The organism is Streptomyces sp. NPDC091287 (assembly GCF_044768525.1).
GTDB lineage: Bacteria > Actinomycetota > Actinomycetes > Streptomycetales > Streptomycetaceae > Streptomyces.
The window spans coordinates 158,439-180,836 of the sequence record NZ_JBIVUV010000015.1 but is presented as its reverse complement, the minus strand read 5'-3'; the positions used below and the strand labels follow the sequence as shown (position 1 = coordinate 180,836).

Below are 22,398 nucleotides of genomic sequence, written 5' to 3'. Positions count from 1 at the left end.
TCTCTCCGTGGTCCCACGGTAGGGCGAGGAGAGGCTCAGGGCTTTTGTCCGGCGTGGAGCGGAGCGGTTGCCGGGTGCTCCGAATCGGCGGAGGCGGTGTCGCCGGATCGCTCGGGCCGGGACGTTCCGGGCCTCCCCGTCCGCCGGACGAGATCCGGTACGAGGCTGAGCAGGCCGGCCACCGCGAGTCCCGCGCCCAGCCAGAGGGGGGCCCGCAGGCCGAACCGGTCGACGCCCAGGCCGCCCAGCGCCGAGCCTAGGACCACGCCGAGGGTGATGAAGGAGCTGTGCACGGTGTTGACGAGCGGCCGGGCGTTGCCCCGGCGCTGCACGCGCGTGATCAGGGCCGGGTTCATGGTGACCCCGACGAGACCGATGCCCAGCATGCAGAGCACCGCCCAGATCCCGAACCCGGCCAGCAGGGCGAACCCGGCCAGGAACACCACGTTCAGGGACAGGCCGCCGAACAGGACCGGGAGGGCGTACCGGTCGGCGAGCCGGCCGACGACGGTGTTGCCGATCACCGTGGCGGCGCCGTACGCCAGGAGCAGCAGCGGGACCGTGCCCGAGGAGAATCCGGTGACCTCGGTGAGGATCGGGTTGAGGTAGCTGAAGGCGGAGAAGGTCGCGCCGATGACCATGGTGCTGGTGAGCAGGGTGAGCCAGAGCCCGGGGGCGCGGAAGGCCGTCAGTTCGGAGCGGAACGTACCGCTGCCCTCCGGCCGGCCGGTCCGGTCCACGCCGATCAGGGTGCACAGGGCGGCGGCGGCCGTCAGCGCGGAGATGACCCAGAACGCGGCGCGCCAGCCGTACCGTTCGCCGGTCAGGGTGGCCAGCGGCAGCCCGAGCAGGGTGCCGAGCATCAGCCCGTTGAGGATGACCGCCACGGCCCGGCCGCGTATCTCGGGGCGGGTGAGCTGGGCGCCGAGCGAGATCGCGACGCCGAAGAAGGCCTGCGAGGCGACCCCGGTGATGACCCGGGCGACCACCATGGCCGGGTAGCCGGAGGCGGTGGCGGCGAGCACGTTGCCGGCCAGGAAGACCGGGAAGAGGACCATGAGCGCGGTCTTGGGCGGAAGCCGCAACAGGGCGACGGAGAGCAGCGGTCCGCCGAGTGCCATGGACAGGGCGAAGACGGTGATCAGGTAGCCGATCTGCGGGACGGTGACGCCCAGCCCTTCGGCCATCTGCGGCATCAGTCCGGCGACGACGAATTCGCTGGTGACCATGGCGAAGATGCCGAAGGCCAGTACGTGGACGGCACGGGGCACGGTGGCTCCCCCTCGTGGGTGCGATGACGTTTTGGATGGACCAGTTCAAAACATGGGCGTGAATGGGCCGCCGCACCCGAGCGCGGCGGGGTGAGAACGTTCAGCGGATCAAGGCGTCCAGCGCGGTGTCGGCGACGGCCTGGACGGCCGCGCGGTCGGCTCCGCCCTGGGCGGTGACGCGCATGCCGCCGATGACGGCGTTGACGTAGCGAGCGAGGGAGTCGGAGCCCCGCGCGGAGGCGATGGAGCCATCGCGCTGCCCGGCGGCGATGACGCCTGACAGGCTCCGCAGCCTGCGGGCGGCGTCCCGGTCCAGGAGCCGGGCGGCCTCCGGGTCGCGGGCCGCCAACTCGACCGTGGAGTTGACCCCCAGGCAGCCCAGGCTGCGACCGCCGGGGCGGTGGTCGAACTCGTCGGCCACGATCTTGTCGAGGAGGGCGCGCACCCGCTCGCCGGGTGAGCGGGACTCGTCGTCGAGTACGGCGTCCTGGGCGTCGGCCATGGCGCCCAGGTAGCGCGCCAGCGAGCGCGCGAACAGCTCGTGCTTGCTCTGGAAGGTGTTGTAGATGCTGCTGCGCCCCAACCCCGTGGCGTCGCACAGGTCCTGGGTGGAAGTGGCCTCGTAGCCGTACTCCCAGAAGGTGCGCATCGCGGCGTCCAGGGCCCGTTCCTCGTCGAACTGTCTCGGTCGGGCCATGTCAGCACTCTAGGGTTTTGGAACGCTCGACGCAATACGGGATGATGTCCGGCGCTTACCCCTCGGCGGGCGTCGCCGCCTCGGTCGTCTTGAGGGCGAGCCACAGCTCCATGCGGACGTCCGGGTCGTCCAACGAGCGGCCCAGGATCTCCTCCACGCGGCGCATCCGGTAGCGCAGGGTGTGCCGGTGCACGCCCAGGTCGGCGGCGGCGGCGTCCCACTGGCCGTGGCGGGAGAGCCAGGCGCGCAGGGAGGCCACGAGGTCGCCGCGGCCCTTGGCGTCGTGCTCGTACAGCGCGCGGAGCATGCCGTCGGCGAAGGCCCGTACCGCGTCGTCGGCGAGCAGCGGCAGCACCGAGCCGGTGGCCAGCTCCTCGTGCTCGACCAGCGCCCTGCCGCGCCTGCGGGCGACGGAGAGGGCCTGCTCGGCCTGCTTGTACGCGGCGGAGACGGCGATCGGGCCCGAGGGGGCGGAGAGGCCGACCACGACGTCGCTGTCCTCGGCGCCGCCCTCGCGCGGGGCGCGGTCGTCCTGGGCCTCTGCGTAGGCGGCGCAGGCGGCGACGGCGGAGCCGCCGTCCGCCGCGAGCACGACGACGCGCTCGCCCTCGGGGACCAGGAGCAGCGCCTCGCCGGAGCGGGCGGCGGCGGCCTCCATCGTCTCGGTGAGCAGCTCGGACCCGGCGGGGGCGGCGGTCTCGGCGATGAGCAGCCGGAACGGGGCGTCGAGCAGCCCGCCGTAGAGATCGCCGGCGACCGCCCGCGCGTGGTCCGGCTGCCCGGCGAGCAGCATGCGCAGGACGGCGGCGCCCAGGCGTTGCTCGGCGCCCTGGAGGGAGCGGGAGCGGGCGGTGGTCAGGGTGAGCAGGGCGACGGCGGAGTGCACGGCGTAGCGCTCGGCGGTGCCCAGTGCGGCGCCGGTGCCGACGGCCAGCGCGCCGCGGGCCCGGCGGCCGGAGCCCAGCGACTGGAGCTCGACCCGGTCCTCGCTGTCGCCGACGACGACGCTGGCGGGGGCGGGGCGGTCCCGGAGCCGCTCGACGTCGGGGGTGAGGCGGGCGGCGCGACGGGCGGCCCAGTCGGGGGCGGCGGCGAGGACCGCGCCGGAGGTGTCGTACAGCGCGGCCCAGCCGTCGATGTGGGCGGCGAGCCGGGCGAGGAGGTCGGCGGGGCCGTCCCCGGCGAGCGCGGCCTTCGTCAGCTCGCGCTGGGCCTCGAAGCCGGCGGTGACCGCGCGGTACTGGTCGGCGGCGATGGCGGCGGAGACGGCCTTGCTGATGGCGAGGAACGGGGTGCGGCGGGGGACTTCGAGGAGCGGCAGCCCGGCCTCCTCGGCGGCCTCCACGAGGGCGGCCGGGATGTCGTCGTAGTTCACCCCGACCGCGAACCCCACCCCGGCGACCCCGGCCCCGGCCAGCCGCCGCACGTAGCGCCGCATGGACTCGGGGTCGTCGGCGTCGAGATTGGTGGCGGTCACGAGGAGGAGTTCGCCGCCGTCCATGTACGGGACGGGGTCGGCCAGCTCGCTGGCGTGGGCCCAGCGCACGGGGGTGCCGAGCCGGTCCGCGCCCGCTCGCACGGTGAGCTTGAGCGCCGAGTGCTGGACGAGCGAGGCGAGCGTGGGGGGCATGGGCCGGGAACCCTCAAGGTCGGGGACGAGGTCGCGGCGCCACCGTGCGGACGGCGGATCGCCTGCCGGATCGGTGACACCGAATTTCGCCGTCGCGTATGAACGGCTGCCTCCGATTCTGCCAGGGCGGCAGAGTGCCGGTAACCGCTCTCAGCCGCCCTTCGCCCTACTTCCCGGTAGGTGTCCTCAGCCGTCGAGGTGGACGAGGAGGGGGGGTGCGTGTTCGCCCTGAACGGTGGTGAGCGAGAGGACAGCGTGCCCGGTCGGCACCGCGTAAGCCAGCTCCGAGGCCGACCAGCGCTCCCGCTCGACCTGTCGTACGGTCACCGCGTCCGTGGTCACGGCCTTGCCGGTGACGAGTTTGCGCAGGGCGTGCAGGGCGCGGGTGAACGGCTGGTCGGCGAAGACGGTGTGCTGGGCGACCTCGCGGGTCTCGACCCATTCCTTGCCCCAGGCTTCGGCGAAGCGCTTGCCGTCCCAGGTGGTGATGCCGGAGAAGGCGGCCGTGCAGCCGACCGCGCCGAGCAGCGGAGTGTGCAGGGTCTCGGGGACGTCGTCGACGGTACGGAGGGCGAGGACGGCCCCCGCGTTGACCGAGCGCAGTCGGCGGATGCCCCGCACGGTCTCGGCGGTCACGGCGTGGGTCGCGTCGTCCAGGACCAGGCAGGCGAAGAGCGTGGTGTCGGTGCGGGCCGCGGTGATCGCGGTGAACTGGGCGAGGAGCAGCCGGGTGAGCAGCCGGGACGCCTCCGCGTGGCCGCGCTCCGGCAGGTCGACGCGGACCCGCAGCGGATGCTGGCCGAGCGCCCGCAGCGAGAACGGCCGGGCGTCCGGGCCGGTGGCGAAGAATCCGGCGAACGCGGGCCGGTCGAGCAGCGCGACCCGGTCGGCGAGGGCCGGTGCGGGGTCGCCGGGGCCGCCCGCCTGCCGGGACCGCGCGTCCAGCTCGCGGAGCATCGCGTGGTGGCCGGCGGCTTCGAGGGAGGCGCGGAGGCCGGCGAGTGCGACCGGCGTGCCGTCGAGGAGTTCGCGCAGTTCGGGGACGGAGGGGAAGTGGCCGTGGGCCGCACGGTAGGGGCCGAGCAGCTGGGCGAGGACCGTGGCGGCCCGGCGGCTGTCGAGACTGCCGACATCGCCGACGAGCCCTTCGGCGAGAACGGCTGCCGCCTCGTCGGGATCGGTGGTGCCGCCGTACAGGTCGATGTCGTGGGCGGAGCCGGGGTGGCCGACACGGACGACGACGTCGAAGGCGTCGTCCGGACCGAGCGGCGCCCCCGCGCCTCCGACGGCGAGGACCGCGGCCTGTCCGGCCAGCGCCCGCAGTGCGAGGGCCTCGACCACCGGCCGGATCAGCCGGGTGGTCTTCCCGGCGCCGGGCGGTCCGACCGCGAGCAGGGAGGTGCCGAGCAGTGCGGGTTCCAGGGCGAGGCCCGTGCCCCGGCGGACGTAGGGGTTGTGCGGGTCGTCCGCGCACCGGCCGATCCTGACCTGGCCGGTGAGCACGTCGTGGCGGGCTCCGCGCCGGGGCAGGTCGCGGTGGCCGGAGGGGTGCAGGGCTGCGGCGCCTCCGGTCCGGAGGACGGACTCCGCGAGGGGGGCGAGCCGGTCGGGCCGCTGGGTGGCGAGCGTCCAGGCGTGGCGCAGCCGGGCCGCGTCCACGTCGTTCATCCGCCCGGTGCGGGCCTCGGCGGTGAGGGTGTCCGCGGCGTCGGTCCAGCCCGCGGCGCGCAGCTCGGGCCACTGGTCGGCGGAGGTCTCGGCCGCGGGGGCCGCCGCGGTGCCGTCCGGCGCCGGGGCACCGGTGCCCCGGCGGGCGGCGATCAGTTCGCGCCAGCGGCCGAGCCGGGCGAAGGGGTAGAGCACGGCGGCGGCGATCACCGCGTAGATGACGTTGACGACGGTCTGGCTCTGGTAGATCTCGCCGCCCGCGACGGAGGCGACCAGGACCAGGACCGGGCGGACGACCGGAAGCGCCTCCTTCCAGACGAGCAGTTGGGTCAGGCCCGCCGCGGCGGCTGCCGCGAGCGCGAGGAAGGGCTGTCCCCGGTCGGCGACATGGCGGCGGAACAGCTCGGAGAAGTTACCGATCCGGCCGCAGCCGTAGGCCAGCAGGCCGAAGAGGATCGCCTCGTACACCGTGAGGGCGTCGCTGCCCTCGATGGTGCGGGGGCCACCGGACGTCCCCGGGTTCCACCACTCCCCCGGGGTGAAGAGCTTCAGCGGGACGAGGCGGTAGGGAAGATAGCCGTTGCGCCACAGCGACCACAGCAGCAGCGCGGAGAGCAGGGAGATCAGCGCGCCGACCAACAGCGACCGGTTCGAGACGCCCTCGGGTTCCTCGGGCGGCGGCGGGGTGTATCCGTACCGCCAGACGCCCGGTTCCTGCGGCGGACGGGGCGTGCGCAGCCAGGCGTCGACCGGGGCGCCGGGGAGCGGCTGCTCGACCGGCGGGGCCGTTCCGGGCCGGGTCGGGCGCTGCTCGACGGACGGGGCCGCCGAACGAGGGCCGGCGGCGGGCGGGGGCACCCGCGGCGGGGTCGTGGGCGGTGGCGGGAGGGCCGGTCCGGGGACCCTCTCCGCGCTCGGTCCCCGTACACCCCGTGTGCCGTCGTCGTCCATGAACCACTGCCCCCTTGACCTGCCGGTCCGTCCGCTGCCCCGGTCAATCTAGTGCGCGCACACGGTGAGTTCAGCAACGCGCCCGGATAGTGACCGTCCCGCGAGGCGGAGCGGACGCGGACGCGCCTCGTCCCGCCACCCGCCCGCCATCTGTCCGCCGAGGACAAGGACACACCCCCACCACTCCCGATCGGAGCATGCCCGCACCCCTCCCCCGCCCCTAGCCTGCGAGGAGAAGAGCGTCCGAAACACCCCCAGGAGCCCCTCATGACCGCAATCCCGCAGGAGCGCCGCGTCGTCACTGCCATCCCCGGCCCGAAGTCGGTGGAGCTGCAGGCTCGCCGCCTCGCCGCCGTCGCCGCAGGTGTGGGCTCCACCCTGCCGGTGTTCACCGCCCGTGCGGGCGGGGGGATCATCGAGGACGTGGACGGCAACCGGCTGATCGACTTCGGGTCCGGGATCGCCGTGACCTCCGTGGGCGCCTCCGCGGAGGCCGTCGTGCGGCGGGCCTCCGCGCAGCTCGCGGAGTTCACCCACACCTGTTTCATGGTCACGCCGTACGAGGGGTACGTCGAGGTCTGTGAGCAGCTCGCCGAGCTGACGCCGGGCGACCACGCGAAGAAGTCCGCGCTGTTCAACTCGGGCGCCGAGGCCGTCGAGAACGCGGTGAAGATCGCCCGCGCCCACACCAAGCGCACCGCCGTCGTCGTCTTCGACCACGGCTACCACGGCCGCACCAACCTCACGATGGGCATGACGGCGAAGAACATGCCGTACAAGCAGGGCTTCGGCCCGTTCGCGCCCGAGGTCTACCGCGTCCCGGTCGCCTACGGCTACCGCTGGCCGACCGGTGCCGAGAACGCCGGCGCCGAGGCGTCCGCGCAGGCCATCGACGAGATCACCAAGCAGATCGGCGCGGACAACGTCGCCGCGATCATCATCGAGCCGGTGCTCGGCGAGGGCGGTTTCATCGAGCCGGCCAAGGGCTTCCTCCCGGCGATCGCGCAGTTCGCGAAGGACCACGGCATCGTGTTCGTCGCGGACGAGATCCAGTCCGGCTTCTGCCGTACCGGCCAGTGGTTCGCCTGCGAGGACGAGGGCATCGTTCCGGACCTGATCACCACCGCCAAGGGCATCGCCGGGGGTCTGCCGCTGTCCGCCGTGACGGGCCGCGCCGAGATCATGGACGCCGCGCACGCGGGTGGCCTGGGCGGTACGTACGGCGGTAATCCGGTGGCCTGTGCCGGTGCGCTCGGGGCCATCGAGACGATGCGCGAGCTGGACCTGAACGGGAAGGCCAGGCGGATCGAGGAGGTCATGAAGGGCCGCCTCGCCGAGATGCGGACCAAGCTGCCCAACGGCGACATCATCGGCGACATCCGCGGTCGCGGCGCGATGATCGCGATCGAGCTCGTGAAGTCCGGCACGAAGGACCCGAACCCGGAGGCGGCCGGCGCGCTCGCGAAGGCCTGTCACGCCGAGGGCGTCATGGTTCTCACCTGCGGTACGTACGGCAACGTGCTGCGCTTCCTGCCGCCGCTGGTGATCGGCGAGGACCTGCTGAACGAGGGCCTCGACGTGATCGAGCAGGCATTCGGCACGCTCTGATCCTTCGAACCCGGGAACGGGCGGGGGCGGCCTTTCGCCGCTTCCGTCCGCCATCCGGGTGAGGGCCTGTGAAGAACGTGTGCGGGGGCGATGGCGGGAGGTGGTGGCGACTGTCGGCCACCCCTCCGCTGCCGTACGGTTTCTGCAGATGAGAGAAACACATCGGTCGCGGGAAACCGCGGCCGACGCCGGGCCGGGGCTTCCCCAGCGCCGTCCCGGGCGTGCGTTCGCGCACACCGGAGCCTCCGGCTCCGGGACTCCTCACCGATCGGACGGCCGCCCGCCCCACACCCCCCGGGGCGCGCGGCGAACCGATCTCGCCGGCCATCCCGGAACAACCCCCCCTGTTCCCGGGTGGCCGGCCCCTCTCGTTCTCTGCTTTCTCGGCCTGCTCGCGGCCCTCTTCTCGCTGATCACCTGGCAGGTCGCCGTCGAGGGTCCGCTGCTGCGGCTCGACGAGCGCGTGGGCGGGGAGCTGTTCGGCCACGGCCCGGCTCCGCTGACGCAGGTGCTCTCCGATCTCGGCGGGATGCCGGTGGCGCTTCCGGTGCTGACCTGCGCGGTCGGGTACGCGCTGTGGCGCGGCGCCCGGCGGCTCGCGGTGTACGCGGCCCTCACCATGGCGGCGGTGCCCGCGTTGGTGATCCCGCTGAAGGTGGCCACGGCCCGGCAGGGGCCGCTGACCGAGGCGGTCAACTACTACCCGTCCGGTCATACGGCGACGGCCGCCGTGGCGTACGGGGCGTCGGCCCTGGTGCTGCTGGCTCTCCCCCGTCCGTCGTGGCTTCGGGAGGCCTCCTGGCCCCGGGCGTGGATGATGCCCGTCGCCGCGATCCTGTTGACCACGGCGACGGGCATCGGTCTGGTGCTGCACGGCTACCACTGGCCGCTGGACGTGCTGGCCAGTTGGTGCCTGGGGCCTTGGGTGCTCGCGCCCCTGTGGTGGGTCAGTTGCCGAAGTAGGCGTCGAAGTTCTTCGAGAACTCCCAGTTGTTGAAGCGGTCCCAGTTGATGGACCAGGTCATCAGGCCGCGCAGGTCGGACCAGGTCCCGTGGGTCTGGTAGGAGCCGCAGTCGGTCTTCTTGGTCAGGCAGTTGAGCGCCTTGTTGACCTCGGTCGGTGAGGTGTGGCCGTTGCCCGCCTGGGTGGAGGCCGGGAGGCCGATGGCGACCTGGTCGGGGCGCAGGCCGGGGAAGACCTTGCTGGTGTCGCCCGCCACCGGGAAGCCTGCGAGCAGCATGTCGGTCATCGCGATGTGGAAGTCCGCGCCGCCCATCGAGTGGTACTGGTTGTCCAGGCCCATGATCGGGCCCGAGTTGTAGTCCTGGACGTGCAGCAGGGTCAGGTCGTCGCGCAGTGCGTGGATGACCGGCAGGTAGGAGCCGGCGCGCGGGTCCTGGCCGCCCCAGGGGCCGGAGCCGTAGAACTGGTAGCCGAGCTGCACGAAGAAGGTCTCGGGCGCCATCGTGAGGACGAAGTCCGGGCCGTACTTCGCCTTGAGGGACTTCACCGCGGAGATCAGGTTGACGATCACCGGTGAGGTGGGGCTGCGGAAGTCGGTGTCGCCGGTGTTGAGGGAGAGGGAGTGGCCCTCGAAGTCGATGTCCAGGCCGTCCAGGCCGTAGGTGTCGATGATCTTCGAGACGGAGGTGACGAAGGCGTCCCGGGCCGCGGTGGAGCCGAGCTGCACCTGTCCGTTCTGGCCGCCGATCGAGATCAGCACCTTCTTGCCCGCGGCCTGCTTGGCCTTGATCGCGGCCTTGAACTCCGCCTCGGACTCGACGTTCGGGCACTCGGCGACCGGGCAGAGCGCGAAGCGGATGTCGCCGGAGGTGACGGAGGTGGGCTCACCGAAGGCGAGGTTGATGACGTCCCAGGAGTCGGGCACGTCCGCCATCCGGGTGTAGCCGGAGCCGTTGGCGAAGCTGGAGTGCAGGTAGCCGACGAGGGCGCGGGGCGGGAGCTTGGTGTCGCCGCCTCCGCCGCCCGCCGTGGTGGTCGCGGTGATGGCGGCCGACTTCGCGGACTCGCCGGCCGCGTTGGCGGCGGTGACCTGGAAGCTGTACGCGGTGGAGGCGGTCAGGCCCGTCACGGTGGCGGAAGGACCGGTGGCCGTGGCGACCTTCGTACCGCCACGGTAGACGTGGTAGCCGCTCGCGCCGGAGACGGCGTTCCAGGAGAGCGCGACCGAGGAGGAGGTGATCGCCGTGGTCTTCAGGCCGGCGGGGACGGCCGGGATCACGACGGGCTCGCCGCCGGGGCCGACGAGGGTGAGGTCATCGGCGTAGTAGGCCGGGGTGCCGTACCAGCCGTGGGTGTAGACGCTCACGGAGGTGGTGGAGGGCCCGGTCTTGAAGGTGGTGGTGAGCTGCTTCCACGCACCGGGGGACTGCGTCCAGGTGGAGACGTCGGTGGTCCCGGTGCCGGACGCGCCGAGGTAGACGTAGCTGCCCTGCACCCAGGCGCTGAGCGTGTACGAGGAGTTGGGCTTGACCGTGACGCTCTGGGAGCACTTGGCGTGGTCGTTGCCGGCCGGGGTCGCCTTGAGCGCGGAGGTGCCGCTGCGGGTGGGCGTGGAGACGGCCGCGCCGCTGGAGGCCGCGCAGTTCCAGCCGTCCAGGCCCGCCTCGAAGCCGCCGTTGCGTGCCAGGTCCACATCGGCGGCGCCTGCCGCCGGAGCCGTGGCGACCAGGGCGCCGGCGGCGAGCAGGATGGCCGAGCTGACGGCCAGAAGTCCGGAAAATCTGACGGTTGGTCCGGTGCGTTCCACAACAGCCTCCGCGCAGGGGGGAATTCGAGGTTGGCGTGCGCACAACATGGTCCAGACCAATCAGGTTGTCAAGACCTCTGGCGGCCGGCTCAGCCCTCCCGGCGCTCCCCGCGGGCGTCCCGGGCGGCCGCGCCCGCAGCCTCGTGCATCGCGAGTTCTAGGAGCCCGGCGTCCGTGAGGGTGCCCGAACCGTCCGGCGGGACCAGCCAGCGCACTCCCCCGGTGGCCCGCCCCGGGTACGGGACGACGATCCAGGTGCCCTGACCGCAGCCCCTGATCCCGGTGCCGATCCAGCGGGAGACGGTGCCCGGTGGGACGAAGAAGCCCATGCGCGACTCTCCGAAGTCGGCGAGAACGGGGCCCGGACGGTCGATCAGGCGGGTCAGGACGTCGAGCGTCGGATAGCCCAGCCCGCCCGGGAGGATCAGAACGTCCCAGCGCCTGCCGGCCGGAAGGAGCGCGATCCCGTGCGGATGACGCTCCCACTCCCACCGGCAGGCGGCCGGATCCGGTGCCACCGATGTGAGCCACTCGACCGCGGCCTTCGTTTCCGAGCCAGTCATGACCAGCCTCCCGTTGACGTGAGCACCGGCGGGGTTTCCGCCGGTGCGTTACACGTGCGAGAGAGCGTTCGGCGCCGACTATGACGCGGGTTGCGGCTACTCGTTGGTAGTGAAGTGGGTCACAGCGTCTGACCTGGGCCGGACGCGGCTCAGCTGTCGAAGCCGAGGCCCAGCTTGTCCATCGCCCTCAGCCACAGATTGCGGTGCCCGCCGTTGCTGTCGGCGCGGGCCAGGGACCGCTTGGTGATCTCGATCCCGGCCCAGGCGAAGGGCTCCGGCGGGAACGGCATCGGCTTGGAGCGGACCATTTCCAGGCGGGTCCGTGTCGTCTCCTCGCCGGAGAGCAGATCGAGCATCACCTCGGCCCCGAAGCGGGTCGATCCGACGCCGAGACCGGTGTATCCGGCGGCGTACGCGACCCGCCCCTGATGGGCCGTTCCGAAGAACGCCGTAAAGCGGGAACAGGTGTCGATCGCACCGCCCCAGGCGTGCGAGAAACGCAGTCCGGAAAGCTGCGGAAAGCAGGTGAAGAACTGCTCCGCGAGTTTCAGGAACGTCTCCGGCCGCTGGTCGAGATCGGAGCTGAGCCGGCCTCCGTACGGGTAGATCGCGTCGTATCCGCCCCACAAAATCCGGTTGTCCGCGGAAAGCCGGAAGTAGTGGAACTGATTGGCGCTGTCGCCGAGTCCCTGGCGCCCCTTCCAGCCGATGGAGTCGAGCTGCTCCGGGGTGAGCGGTTCGGTCATCAGCGCGTAGTCGTAGACGGGCACGGTGTACGGGCGGATCCGCTTGACGAGCGACGGGAAGATGTTGGTGCCGAGGGCGACGCGGCGCGCGAAGACCCGCCCGTACGGGGTACGGACCGCCATTCCTGATCCGGAGCGGACCAGGTCCAGGCCCCGGGTGTGCTCGTGGATCCGTACGCCCAGCTCCAGGCAGGCCCGCTTCAGGCCCCAGGCGAGCTTCGCCGGGTGCAGCATCGCGACGCCGCGCCGGTCCCAGAGCCCGCCGAGGAACGTGGGCGAGTCGACCTCGGCGCGCAGGGCGTCACGGTCCAGAAAGTCTACGCCCGTGATGCCGAGCCCCACGATCTCCTCGTGCCATTCCCGCAGCTCCTGAAGCTGGTGGGGTTCGGTGGCGACATCGATCTCGCCGGTGCGCTCGAACTCGCAGTCGATGCCGTAGCGGGCTACCGCGGCCTCGATGGCGTCGAGGTTGTGCTCCCCCAACTCCTCCAGCTTCGCGATCTCGTCCGGCCAGCGCTCCACGCCGTTGGCCAGGCCGTGGGTGAGGGAGGCGGCGCAGAAGCCGCCGTTGCGGCCCGAGGCGGCCCAGCCCACCTCGTGCCCCTCGATGAGGACGACGTCCCGGTCCGGGTCCCGCTCCTTGGCGATGAGCGCGGTCCACAGACCGCTGTAGCCGCCGCCGACGACCAGCAGGTCGGTGTGCTCGTCGCCGGTGAGGGCGGGCAGAGCATCGGGTTTGGCCGGGTCGTCGAGCCAGTAGGAGACCGGCTTCGCGCCGGCGATCGATTGTGCGGCAGCAGTACGCATGGCGGCTGGGGCCATGGTTTCCAACTCCTTTTGGGAAATTCAGGGTCGAGCGTTGTTCTTCCGTCGGCTTGCTACGAACTGGCCGACGAGAACCACCGATATCGCAATGATGAACATGGCGGTGCCGATGACGTTGATCTGCACGGGCGTGCCGCGCTGCGCCGATCCCCAGACGAACATGGGGAAGGTGACGGTGGAGCCCGCGTTGAAATTCGTGATGATGAAATCGTCGAACGAGAGCGCGAAGGCGAGCAGCGCTCCCGCCGCGATTCCCGGTGCGGCGATGGGGAGGGTCACCCGTACGAAGGTCTGCACGGGGCCCGCGTACAGGTCGCGGGCGGCTTCCTCCAGTCGCGGGTCCATCGACATGACACGCGCCTTGACGGCCGTGACCACGAAGCTGAGGCAGAACATGATGTGGGCGATGAGCACGGTCCAGAAGCCGAGCTGGGCGCCCATGTTCAGGAACAGCGTGAGCAGGGACGCGGCCATGACGACCTCGGGCATCGCCATCGGGAGGAAGATCAGCGAGTTGATCGCGCCGCGCGCCCGGAAGCGGTAGCGGACCAGCGCGAACGCGATCATCGTGCCGAGCGCGGTCGCCCCGAGCGTCGCCCAGAAGGCGATCTGGAGCGAGAGGGAGAGCGAGCCGCACAGGTCGGCGACGCCGCAGGGGTCCTTCCAGGCGTCCAGCGAGAAGCGCTGCCAGGCGTAGTTGAAGCGCCCGTTGGGCTTGTTGAACGAGAACACCATCACGACGATGTTCGGCAGGATCATGTACGCGAGGGTCAGCAGACCAGCGATGACGACCAGGTTCCGGCGTATCCAGCGCAGTACGGGCATCAGACCAGGTCCTCCGTCCCGGAGCGGCGGATGTAGAAGGTGACCGCCAGCAGGACGATCGCCATGAGGATGAACGAGAGCGCGGCGGCCGTCGGATAGTCCAGGACCCGCAGGAACTGGCTCTGGATGACGCTGCCGACCATCTTGGTGTCGGTGGAGCCCAGCAGCTCGGCGTTGACGTAGTCGCCGCTGGCCGGGATGAACGTCAGCAGGGTGCCGGAGACGACGCCGGGCATGGAGAGCGGGAACGTCACCTTGCGGAAGGTGGTGGCGGGGGTGGCGTAGAGGTCGCCCGCCGCCTCGTGCAACCGGCCGTCGATCCGCTCCAGCGAGGTGTAGAGCGGCAGGATCATGAACGGCAGGAAGTTGTACGTCAGACCGCAGACGACGGCCATCGGGGTGGCGAGGACCCGGTTGGACTCGGTCCAGCCGAGCCAGCTGGTGACGTCCAGGACGTGCAGGGTGTTCAGCACGTCCACGACCGCGCCGCCGTCGGCGAGGATCGTCTTCCAGGCCAGGGTACGGATGAGGAAGCTGGTGAAGAACGGGGCGATGACCAGGACGAGCACCAGGTTGCGCCAGCGGCCCGCCTTGAAGGCGATGAGGTAGGCGAGCGGGTAGCCCAGCAGCAGGCACAGGATCGTGGCGGTGCCCGCGTACAGCAGGGACCGGATGAACTGCGGGTAGTACTCGCGCAGCGCGTCCACATACGTCTGGAAGTGCCAGGTGACCTCGAAGCCCTGCTCCAGCGAGCCGGTCTGTACGGAGGTGGAGGCCTGGTAGACGAGCGGCAGGGCGAAGAAGACGACCAGCCAGAGGATGCCGGGGAGCAGCAGCCAGTACGGGACGAGGCGTTTGCGGGTGGAGGGCTTGCGGAGCTTGAGCTCCTGGGGCTCCTCGGGCTGTGAAGGGGGCGCGGGCGGCGCCTCGGTGAGGCTCACGCCGCGTCCTCCACGCTCTCCACGCCGGCGTCGATGTCCTGGTCGGCGTCGAGTCCGAAGGTGTGGGCGGGGTTCCAGTGCAGGATCACCTCGGCGCCGGGAAGGAGTCCCGTGCGCCTCTCGACATTCTGCTCGTACACCTGGAGCGCCTTGCCCGCCGGGCTCTCGACCACGTACTGGGTCGAGACGCCGATGAAGCTGGAGTCGACGATACGGCCGGTGACGCGGTTGCGGCCGGCGGCTATGGAGTCCGCGTCGTCCACGTGGGCCAGGGATATCTTCTCGGGCCGGATCCCGAGGAGGAGCCGGCCGCCGCTCGTCGTGGGGGCGGAACACCGCTCGCGGGGCAGGGTGAGCTTGCCGCCGCCCGCGGCCACCACCAGATCGCCGCCCGTGGAGACGACCTCGCCCTCGATGAGGTTGGACGTGCCGAGGAAGTTGGCGACGAAGGTGGTGCGCGGGTTCTCGTAGAGGTCGGCGGGCGCGCCGAGTTGCTCGACGCGGCCCCCGTTCATCACCGCGACGGTGTCGGCCATGGTCATGGCCTCCTCCTGGTCGTGGGTGACGTGCACGAAGGTGATGCCGACCTCGGTCTGGATCCGCTTGAGCTCCAGCTGCATCTGACGCCGGAGCTTGAGGTCGAGGGCGCCGAGCGGTTCGTCGAGCAGCAGGACCTGCGGGTGGTTGATGAGCGCGCGGGCGACGGCGACGCGCTGCTGCTGGCCGCCGGAGAGCTGGTGCGGTTTGCGGCGGGCGAAATCGCCGAGCTCGACGAGCTCCAGCATGTCGTCGACCTGCTTCTTCACCGATTTGATGCCGCGCCGCCGCAGCCCGAAGGCGACGTTCTCGGTGATGTCCAGGTGCGGGAAGAGCGCGTAGCTCTGGAAGACGGTGTTGACGGGCCGCTTGTACGGGGGCAGGTCGGTGATGTCCTTCTCCCCGAGGAAGACCGTGCCGGTGGTGGCCTCCTCCAGGCCCGCGATCATCCGCAGGGTGGTGGTCTTGCCGCAGCCGGACGCGCCGAGCAGGGCGAAGAAGGAGCCCTGGGGCACGGTCAGGTCGAGCGGCTGCACGGCGGTGAAGGAGCCGTAGGTCTTGCTGATCCCGGCGAGGCGGACGTCGCCGCCCGCGGTCTGCTGCTGCTGTGTCATGGGTCGCAGTCCCAGTGTGTTCGGGGGAGTTCGGGGAAAGGGGTGCCCTCGGGCGGGCCGGGCCGCCGGACCGTTCGTCTCGTGATGCGGCTGGCGGGGTGTCCAGCGGCGGGCCCGGCGGTGGGTCCGTGGTCAGGCGCCGATGAGCTTGGCGAACTTCTCCTCGTACGCCGTCTCTTCCTTCGCGCTCAGGGAGCGGAAGGAGCGGGACTTCGCCGCCATCTCCTTGTCGGGAAGGATCAGCGTGTTGGAGGCCATCGACTCGTCGATCTTGGCGAGTTCGTCGCGTACGCCGTCGACCGGGCAGACGTAGTTGATGTACGCGGCGAGCTGGGCGGCGACCGGCGGCTCGTAGTAGTAGTCGATGAGCTTCTCGGCGTTGGTCTTGTGCCGGGCCTGCGCGGGGACCAGGAGGTTGTCGCTGGAGGTGATGTATCCGGCGGCCGGGATCGCGAACTTGATGTCCGGGTTGTCGGCCTGGAGCTGGATGATGTCCCCGGCCCAGCCGACGCAGGCGGCGATGTCGCCCTTGCTGAGGTCGGCGGTGTAGTCGTTGCCGGTGAAGCGGCGGATCTGCTTCTTGTCGACGGCCTTCTGGAGGCGGCCGATCGCGCCGTCGAAGTCGGTGTCGGTGAACTTCCCCGGGTCCTTGCCCTGGTCGAGGAGGGTCATGCCGACGGTGTCGCGCATCTCGGAGAGGAAGGAGACGCGGCCCTTGAGTTTCGGGTCGTCGAGCAGCTGGGTGACGGAGTCGACCTTGCGGCCGCCGGTCGCCTTCACGTTGTACGCGATGACGGTCGGGATGCCGGTCCAGGGATAGGAGTAGGCGCGGCCCGGGTCCCAGTCGGGGGTGCGGAACTGGGCGGAGACGTTCGCGAAGGCGTGCGGGAGGTTCGAGGGGTCGAGCTTCTGCGCCCAGCCGAGCCGGATGATGCGGGCGGCGAGCCAGTCGGTGACGCATATGAGATCGCGCCCGGTGTTCTGGCCGGCCGCGAGCTGCGGTTTGATCTTCCCGAAGAACTCGACGTTGTCGTTGATGTCCTCGGTGTACTTGACCCTGATCCCGGTGCGCTTGGTGAAGGCCTCCAGGGTGGGGCGGCCCTTCTCGTCCTCGCTGACGTCCATGTACTCGGTCCAGTTGGAGAAGGTGACTTCCTTCTCCTTGGCCGAGTGGTCGTCGGAGGCCGCCTGGGCGTCGGCGCGCTTGGCGGGCGGGATGCCGCACGCGCCGAGGGTGGCCATGCCGCCCAGTGCGAGCGCGCCCGCGCCGGAGGCGCGCAGCAGGGAGCGGCGGGTGAGGGCGCCCCGTCCGCTGGTCAGGGATCGCCTCATGGCCGCCAGTTGGGCGGACGAGAGGCGCTCGGGCTCGTAACTCTCCATACGCGTTGCCCTTTCGGGTGGGAGGCCGCTCGGGCCCGTGGGCCCTGGTCGCGCGGCAGCTGCTATCGGTCCCCGAAGATCGTGCGGTGCCAGTCCTTGCGGGCGACCGCGGTGTTGTCGTACATGACGTGCTTGACCTGCGTGTACTCCTCGAAGGAGTACGCCGACATGTCCTTGCCGAAACCGCTGGCCTTGTATCCGCCGTGCGGCATCTCGGAGAGGATCGGGATGTGGTCGTTCACCCACACACAGCCCGCCTGGATCTCGCGGGTGGCGCGGTTCGCGCGGTACAGGTCGCGGGTCCAGGCGGAGGCGGCCAGTCCGTACGGGGTGTCGTTGGCGAGCGCGATGCCCTCGTCGTCGGTGTCGAAGGGCAGCACCACGAGGACGGGGCCGAAGATCTCCGACTGGACGATCTCGCTGTCCTGGGCGGCGTCCGCGACGAGGGTGGGCCGGTAGTACGCGCCGTCGGCGAGGTCGCCGCCGGGGGCCTCGCCGCCGGTGACGACCCGGGCGTAGCCGCGGGCCCGCTCGACGAAGGCGGCGACGCGGTCGCGCTGGGCGTGGCTGATCAGGGGGCCGAGGTCGGTGGCGGAGTCGAAGGGGTCGCCGAGCCGGACGGTCTCCATGAGCGCGGCGACGTCCCGGACGAAGGCGTCGTAGAGCGGGCGCTGGACGTAGGCGCGGGTGGCGGCGGTGCAGTCCTGGCCGGTGTTGATGAGGGAGCCGGCGACCGCGCCGTGGACGGCGGCCTCCAGGTCGGCGTCGTCGAAGACCACGAAGGGGGCCTTGCCGCCGAGCTCCAGGTGGAGGCGCTTGACGGTGGCGGTGGCGATCTCCGCGACCCGCTTGCCGACGGCGGTGGAGCCGGTGAAGGAGGTCATCACGACGTCGGGGTGGCCGACGAGGTGCTCGCCGGCGTCCTTGCCCGCGCCGGTGACGATGTTGATGACGCCGTCGGGGATACCGGCCTCGGTGGCGGCCTGGGCGAACATCAGCGAGGTGAGCGGGGTCAGCTCGGCGGGCTTGAGGACGATGGTGTTGCCCGCGGCGACGGCCGGGAGGACCTTCCAGGCGGCCATCTGGAGGGGGTAGTTCCAGGGGGCGATGGAGCCGACGACGCCGATCGCCTCGCGGCGTACGTAGGAGGTGTGGTCGCCGTCGTACTCGGCGGCGGCCTTGCCCTCCAGGTGGCGTGCCGCGCCCGCGAAGAAGGCGGCGTTGTCGACGGTGCCCGGGACGTCGAACTCGGTGGAGAGCTTGATCGGCTTGCCGCACTGGAGGGACTCGGCGTACGCGAAGTCGTCCGCCTGCTCGGCGAGGACCGCGGCGAATCGGTGCATCGCCTCGGAGCGTTCGCCGGGGGTGGCACCGGACCAGCCGGGGAAGGCGGCGCGGGCGGCGGCGACGGCCGCGTCCACGTCGTCGGCGCCCGCCAGCTCGTAGCGGAGCACGCATCTGCCGGTCGCCGGGTTCACCACCTCGTGGTGGTTGCCGGACGTGCCGGGGAGCAGCTTGCCGCCGATGTACTGCGCACCTTCCGCGAAGCGGTCCTGAACCTGGAAGCCGTTGCTCATGACGCTCTCCTCCGCCGCTGTACCCGCTGGGCGGGGTCGGCGTAGCTTCTTCGTGAATTGAGTGCCGATCCTGACAGAGGGGTTCAAGCCCAACAAGTGATTCCGTTGTTGCCTTTTGGTTACGCGACGGAATCTGTCGACCATGTGTCGTGTCGGTGCGGAAATCCCCGTACGGAGTGTCAGTGGCGGATGCCACACTCACATGCCATGGGACCGATCGATGGGCTTCTGGCGGACGTGGCGCAGGGCAAGCGGGTGAAGTACCTGCCGTTCTGGGGGCACCGGCCGCGCCCGGACGGGCGGCTGGGGAGGAGTTGCCTCAGCCAGTGGTGGCCGTCGCCGTTCACGGTGGACGGGGTGACGTACGCGAGTGCCGAGCACTGGATGATGGCCGGCAAGGCGCGGCTCTTCGGCGATCCGGAGGCGGAGCGGGCGGCGGTGTCGGCGAAGAGCCCGGCGGCGGCGAAGAAGGCGGGGCGCCTGGTCCGCGGCTTCGACGAGGACGTGTGGATACGGGAGCGGTTCGCCCTGGTGGTGGCGGGCAGCACGCACAAGTTCGGGCAGGACCCGGAGTTGGGCGGCTTCCTCCTGGGCACCGGGAGCCGGGTGCTGGTGGAGGCGTCCCCGCTGGACCGGATCTGGGGCGTCGGGCTCGCGGCGGACGACGAGCGGGTGGAACGGCCGCAGCAGTGGCGGGGGCTGAATCTGCTGGGCTTCGCGCTGATGGAGGCGCGGGAGAGGCTGCGGGCGGGCGCGGGGGCCTGAGGCGGTTCCGGTACGGGGGCGACCGAGGCGGTTTCCGTACGCGTACGCAGGTGTCGGGGGCGGTTCCCGTACGCAGGTGTCCGGGGCGGTTCCCGTACGGGGGGGCGCTGCGGGAGGCGGCCACCGAAGCTCGGCCGGGCGGGGAGCGGCCCCTGCCCGGCCGAGGTGTCCGGCGTTCGCGGCGGCGGTGCTAGGGCGTGTTTCGAAAGTAGCGCCGTCCGCCCGGAGGGCGGGCTCGGCGGCGTCTGGTGCGTGCGATCGCAAGGCGGAGGGTCGCCCCGATACTGGATGTATCGGGGTGATCCCGACAACGCGGCGAGGGATGGGGTCTCCCCTGCTCGAGCGAAGCCGAGAGCTTGGGGAAGTGCCAGGCGTCGCCGAGCAGGCGGGACTTTCGAAACACGCCCTAGCGGCGGTCCTCGACGACCAGCGATGTGGCGAACGGGTCGTCGTAGGTGCCGTCGTAGTCGCTGTCGCTGTCACTGTCGGCGCTCGTCGCGGCCCAGATGATCAGGCCGAGGATCGCGGCGCCCACGACGATGCCGACGGAGCCGAGGATGACCCCGGCGAGCGCCATGCCCCGGTTGGTGGCCTCGCCGCGCTTGGCACGGCCGAGGCCGATGATGCCGAAGATGAGCGCGAGGATGCCGAGGATGATGTTGAGGCCGTAGAGGCAGAAGCCGACCACCGAGATGATGCCGATCACCATCGCGGCCGTGCCCAGTCCGTTGTTGGGCGCGGGGGCCCAGCCGACCGGACCCGCTCCGTAGGCGCCGTAGCCCGGGTAGCCGCCGTACGGCTGCGGGGGCGGAGCCGGGTAGCCGTAGTGCGCGGCGGGCGGCGGGGCCGCGTGGCCGGGGCCGTTCGGGCCGATCGGCGGCGGCGGTACGTCCGACGGTGCGGGCCCGAAGCCCCCGGCCTGGGGTATCGGCCCCGTGCCGTCTCCCGCGGCCGGTCCGGCGCTCGGCATCGACGTCATGGTCGGCTGGTCGTGGACCGGGGCGGGCGGCGGCGTGTGCGCAGCCGGCTTGCCCAGTTCCACCCTGCTGTCCGGCGGTGCCCACGGATCGCGCGGCGCGGCCCCGCCCCCGGGCTGCTCTGTGTTGTCTGACATGGGCCTCCCCCATCGTGGTCCCGTCATGCTACGGCCAGGCCTCAACGCCCCGGACCCCGCCTGCGATGATCGGTGGGGCCGGTACGCCCGGCCGACGTCACGCCGAACGGGAGATTTCCGATGACCGATCCGCATCCCTTCATCGCCGGGCTGCCCAAGGCCGAGCTCCATGTCCACCATGTCGGGTCGGCCTCGCCCCGGATCGTCGCGGAGCTGGCCGCCCGGCACCCGGACTCCAAGGTCCCCACGGACCCGGAGGCGCTGGCCGACTACTTCACCTTCACCGACTTCGCGCATTTCATCGAGGTCTACCTCTCGGTGGTGGACCTGGTCCGCACCCCCGAGGACGTCCGGCTGCTCACCTTCGAGGTGGCGCGGGACATGGCCCGGCAGAACATCCGGTACGCGGAGCTGACCGTGACGCCGTACAGCTCGACCCGGCGGGGCATCCCCGAGGTCGGGTTCATGGAGGCCATCGAGGACGCGCGCAAGGCCGCCGAGGCCGAGCTGGGCGTCGTGCTGCGCTGGTGCTTCGACATTCCGGGCGAGGCCGGGCTCCAGTCGGCCGAGGAGACCGTCCGGCTCGCGGTGGAGCACCGGCCCGAAGGGCTCGTCTCCTTCGGCCTCGGCGGACCGGAGATCGGGGTGGACCGCCCCCAGTTCAAGCCCTACTTCGACCGGGCCATCGCCGCGGGCCTGCACTCCGTGCCGCACGCCGGGGAGACCACGGGACCGCAGACCATCTGGGACGCCCTGACCTCCCTGCGCGCCGAGCGCATCGGGCACGGCACCAGCTCCGTCCAGGACCCCGAGCTGCTGGAGCACCTCGCCGAGCACCGCATCGCGCTGGAGGTCTGCCCGACGTCGAACATCGCCACCCGCGCGGTCACGGACATCGAGCTGCACCCGATCCGGGAGATGGTGGCGGCGGGTGTGCTGGTGACCGTCAACAGCGACGACCCGCCGATGTTCGGCACCGACCTCAACAACGAGTACGCGGTGGCCGCCCGGCTGCTGGAGCTCGACGAGCGCGGCATCGCGGAGCTCGCGAAGAACGCCGTGGAAGCCTCCTTCCTCGACCCGGCGGGCAAGCGGAAGCTGGCCGAGGAGATCGACACGTACACGACGAACTGGCTCCGGGCCCCCGGCCGCTGACCCGGTCGTCGACAATGGCCCCATGGCCAACACCGTCACCAGCGTCACCGCCGTGGGACATCGCGGCGATCCGTATCTCGCGCGCGAGAACACTCTGCCCTCGATCCGCTCCGCCCTCGAACGGGGGGCGGACGCGGTCGAGATCGATGTGCGGGTGACCCGCGACGGGGTGCCCGTCCTGCTGCACGACGCGACGCTGGAGCGGCTGTGGGGCCACGACCGGAGGCTGGACCGACTGGACCACGCGGAGCTGAAGGAGCTGACGGGCGGCGGGGTGCCCACGCTCCGCGAGGCGCTGCTCGCCGTCGGGGCGCACCGGGTGATGGTGGACCTGCCCGGCTCCACGGACGCCTCGGTGAAGAAGATCGTCGGCACGGTCCGGGAGTGCGGGGCCGGCGAGCGGGCGTACTACTGCGCGAGCGCGGACGCGATGCTGCGGGTGCGCGCCGCCGATCCGTCCGCCGAGATCGCCCTGACCTGGACCACGCTGGCCCCGCCGCGTCCGGAGCTGCTGGCCGCGGTGAAGCCGCGCTGGCTGAACTACCGCTTCGGTCTGGTGAGCCGGGAGCTGACGGACCGGGCCCACCGGGACGGGCTGCTCGTCTCCGCGTGGACGGCCGACACGAAGCGCACGATGCGCCGGCTGATCGAGCGGGGCGTCGACTCGATCACCACCAACCGGATCGACACGCTTCACCGGCTGCTGGCCAACTCGCCCGGTCGCGGCGGCTCTTGATCGGTCCGGCATGATGGGACCCCC

At 71.5% G+C, this 22,398-nt stretch carries 18 protein-coding genes; 5 read left to right on the top strand and 13 right to left on the bottom strand.

Annotated features, from left to right (window positions below):
- Window positions 1-35: 35 nt before the first annotated feature.
- The 4 genes from ACIQRW_RS25475 to ACIQRW_RS25460 all read right to left on the bottom strand — a co-directional run bounded on the left by ACIQRW_RS25475 (window position 36) and on the right by ACIQRW_RS25460 (window position 6,217).
- Complete coding sequence (locus ACIQRW_RS25475; RefSeq protein WP_403764320.1) at window positions 36-1,271, bottom strand: MFS transporter; 1,236 nt, start codon at window positions 1,269-1,271, stop codon at window positions 36-38.
- Between the two features lie 100 nt (window positions 1,272-1,371).
- Window positions 1,372-1,968 carry a TetR/AcrR family transcriptional regulator gene (locus ACIQRW_RS25470; protein WP_403764318.1) on the bottom strand — a complete coding sequence of 199 codons (597 nt, stop codon included), beginning with the start codon at window positions 1,966-1,968 and terminating at the stop codon, window positions 1,372-1,374.
- 55 nt (window positions 1,969-2,023) lie between these two features.
- Complete coding sequence (locus ACIQRW_RS25465; protein WP_403764316.1) at window positions 2,024-3,598, bottom strand: PucR family transcriptional regulator; 1,575 nt, start codon at window positions 3,596-3,598, stop codon at window positions 2,024-2,026.
- A 186-nt stretch (window positions 3,599-3,784) separates the two neighbouring features.
- Entirely contained in the window at window positions 3,785-6,217 is a 2,433-nt protein-coding gene (locus tag ACIQRW_RS25460; protein ID WP_403764314.1) for an ATP/GTP-binding protein, read from the bottom strand.
- A 267-nt stretch (window positions 6,218-6,484) separates the two neighbouring features.
- On the opposite strand from ACIQRW_RS25460, the gene gabT reads away from it, so the two are divergent.
- Window positions 6,485-7,825 (top strand): 4-aminobutyrate--2-oxoglutarate transaminase, encoded by a 1,341-nt coding sequence (gabT, locus tag ACIQRW_RS25455; RefSeq protein WP_403764312.1) that lies wholly within the window; start codon window positions 6,485-6,487, stop codon window positions 7,823-7,825.
- 148 nt (window positions 7,826-7,973) lie between these two features.
- Window positions 7,974-8,822, top strand: coding sequence for a phosphatase PAP2 family protein (locus ACIQRW_RS25450; RefSeq protein WP_403764310.1), 849 nt, complete (start codon window positions 7,974-7,976; stop codon window positions 8,820-8,822).
- On the opposite strand, the gene ACIQRW_RS25445 is transcribed toward ACIQRW_RS25450, so the two are convergent.
- From ACIQRW_RS25445 to ACIQRW_RS25410, 8 genes are all read right to left on the bottom strand, one after another.
- Window positions 8,773-10,596: a chitinase gene (locus ACIQRW_RS25445; RefSeq protein ID WP_403764308.1), complete on the bottom strand. Its 1,824-nt coding sequence runs from the start codon at window positions 10,594-10,596 to the stop codon at window positions 8,773-8,775. The genes ACIQRW_RS25450 and ACIQRW_RS25445 overlap by 50 nt on opposite strands.
- An 89-nt stretch (window positions 10,597-10,685) precedes the next feature.
- Complete coding sequence (locus tag ACIQRW_RS25440) at window positions 10,686-11,159, bottom strand: hypothetical protein (protein WP_403764306.1); 474 nt, start codon at window positions 11,157-11,159, stop codon at window positions 10,686-10,688.
- Between the two features lie 149 nt (window positions 11,160-11,308).
- Window positions 11,309-12,727 carry an NAD(P)/FAD-dependent oxidoreductase gene (locus ACIQRW_RS25435; RefSeq protein ID WP_403764304.1) on the bottom strand — a complete coding sequence of 473 codons (1,419 nt, stop codon included), beginning with the start codon at window positions 12,725-12,727 and terminating at the stop codon, window positions 11,309-11,311.
- 24 nt (window positions 12,728-12,751) lie between these two features.
- On the bottom strand, window positions 12,752-13,555 hold the full coding sequence (locus ACIQRW_RS25430) for an ABC transporter permease (protein WP_403764302.1): 804 nt from the start codon (window positions 13,553-13,555) through the stop codon (window positions 12,752-12,754).
- Window positions 13,555-14,496, bottom strand: coding sequence for an ABC transporter permease (locus tag ACIQRW_RS25425; RefSeq protein ID WP_403764300.1), 942 nt, complete (start codon window positions 14,494-14,496; stop codon window positions 13,555-13,557). Before ACIQRW_RS25425 ends, ACIQRW_RS25430 begins: the two co-directional genes overlap by 1 nt.
- A complete protein-coding gene (locus ACIQRW_RS25420) occupies window positions 14,493-15,647 on the bottom strand; it encodes an ABC transporter ATP-binding protein (protein WP_403764298.1) in 1,155 nt (384 codons plus the stop codon). Before ACIQRW_RS25420 ends, ACIQRW_RS25425 begins: the two co-directional genes overlap by 4 nt.
- Window positions 15,648-15,779: 132 nt before the next feature.
- The gene (locus ACIQRW_RS25415; protein ID WP_403764296.1) at window positions 15,780-17,027 is read right to left on the bottom strand and encodes a PotD/PotF family extracellular solute-binding protein; all 1,248 of its coding nucleotides are present in this window, start codon (window positions 17,025-17,027) and stop codon (window positions 15,780-15,782) included.
- A 62-nt stretch (window positions 17,028-17,089) separates the two neighbouring features.
- Complete coding sequence (locus ACIQRW_RS25410) at window positions 17,090-18,604, bottom strand: gamma-aminobutyraldehyde dehydrogenase (protein ID WP_397654607.1); 1,515 nt, start codon at window positions 18,602-18,604, stop codon at window positions 17,090-17,092.
- A 207-nt stretch (window positions 18,605-18,811) separates the two neighbouring features.
- On the opposite strand from ACIQRW_RS25410, the gene ACIQRW_RS25405 reads away from it, so the two are divergent.
- Complete coding sequence (locus ACIQRW_RS25405; protein WP_403764294.1) at window positions 18,812-19,369, top strand: NADAR family protein; 558 nt, start codon at window positions 18,812-18,814, stop codon at window positions 19,367-19,369.
- Window positions 19,370-19,775: 406 nt separating this feature from the next.
- Here the strand turns inward: ACIQRW_RS25405 and ACIQRW_RS25400 are convergent, their stop codons facing one another.
- Entirely contained in the window at window positions 19,776-20,483 is a 708-nt protein-coding gene (locus ACIQRW_RS25400; protein ID WP_403764292.1) for a DUF4190 domain-containing protein, read from the bottom strand.
- Window positions 20,484-20,603: 120 nt separating this feature from the next.
- On the opposite strand from ACIQRW_RS25400, the gene ACIQRW_RS25395 reads away from it, so the two are divergent.
- Together ACIQRW_RS25395 and ACIQRW_RS25390 are read left to right on the top strand one after the other, a co-directional pair.
- Complete coding sequence (locus tag ACIQRW_RS25395; protein WP_403764290.1) at window positions 20,604-21,638, top strand: adenosine deaminase; 1,035 nt, start codon at window positions 20,604-20,606, stop codon at window positions 21,636-21,638.
- A 22-nt stretch (window positions 21,639-21,660) separates the two neighbouring features.
- Window positions 21,661-22,374 carry a glycerophosphodiester phosphodiesterase gene (locus ACIQRW_RS25390; RefSeq protein WP_403764288.1) on the top strand — a complete coding sequence of 238 codons (714 nt, stop codon included), beginning with the start codon at window positions 21,661-21,663 and terminating at the stop codon, window positions 22,372-22,374.
- The last annotated feature ends 24 nt before the right edge of the window (window positions 22,375-22,398 follow it).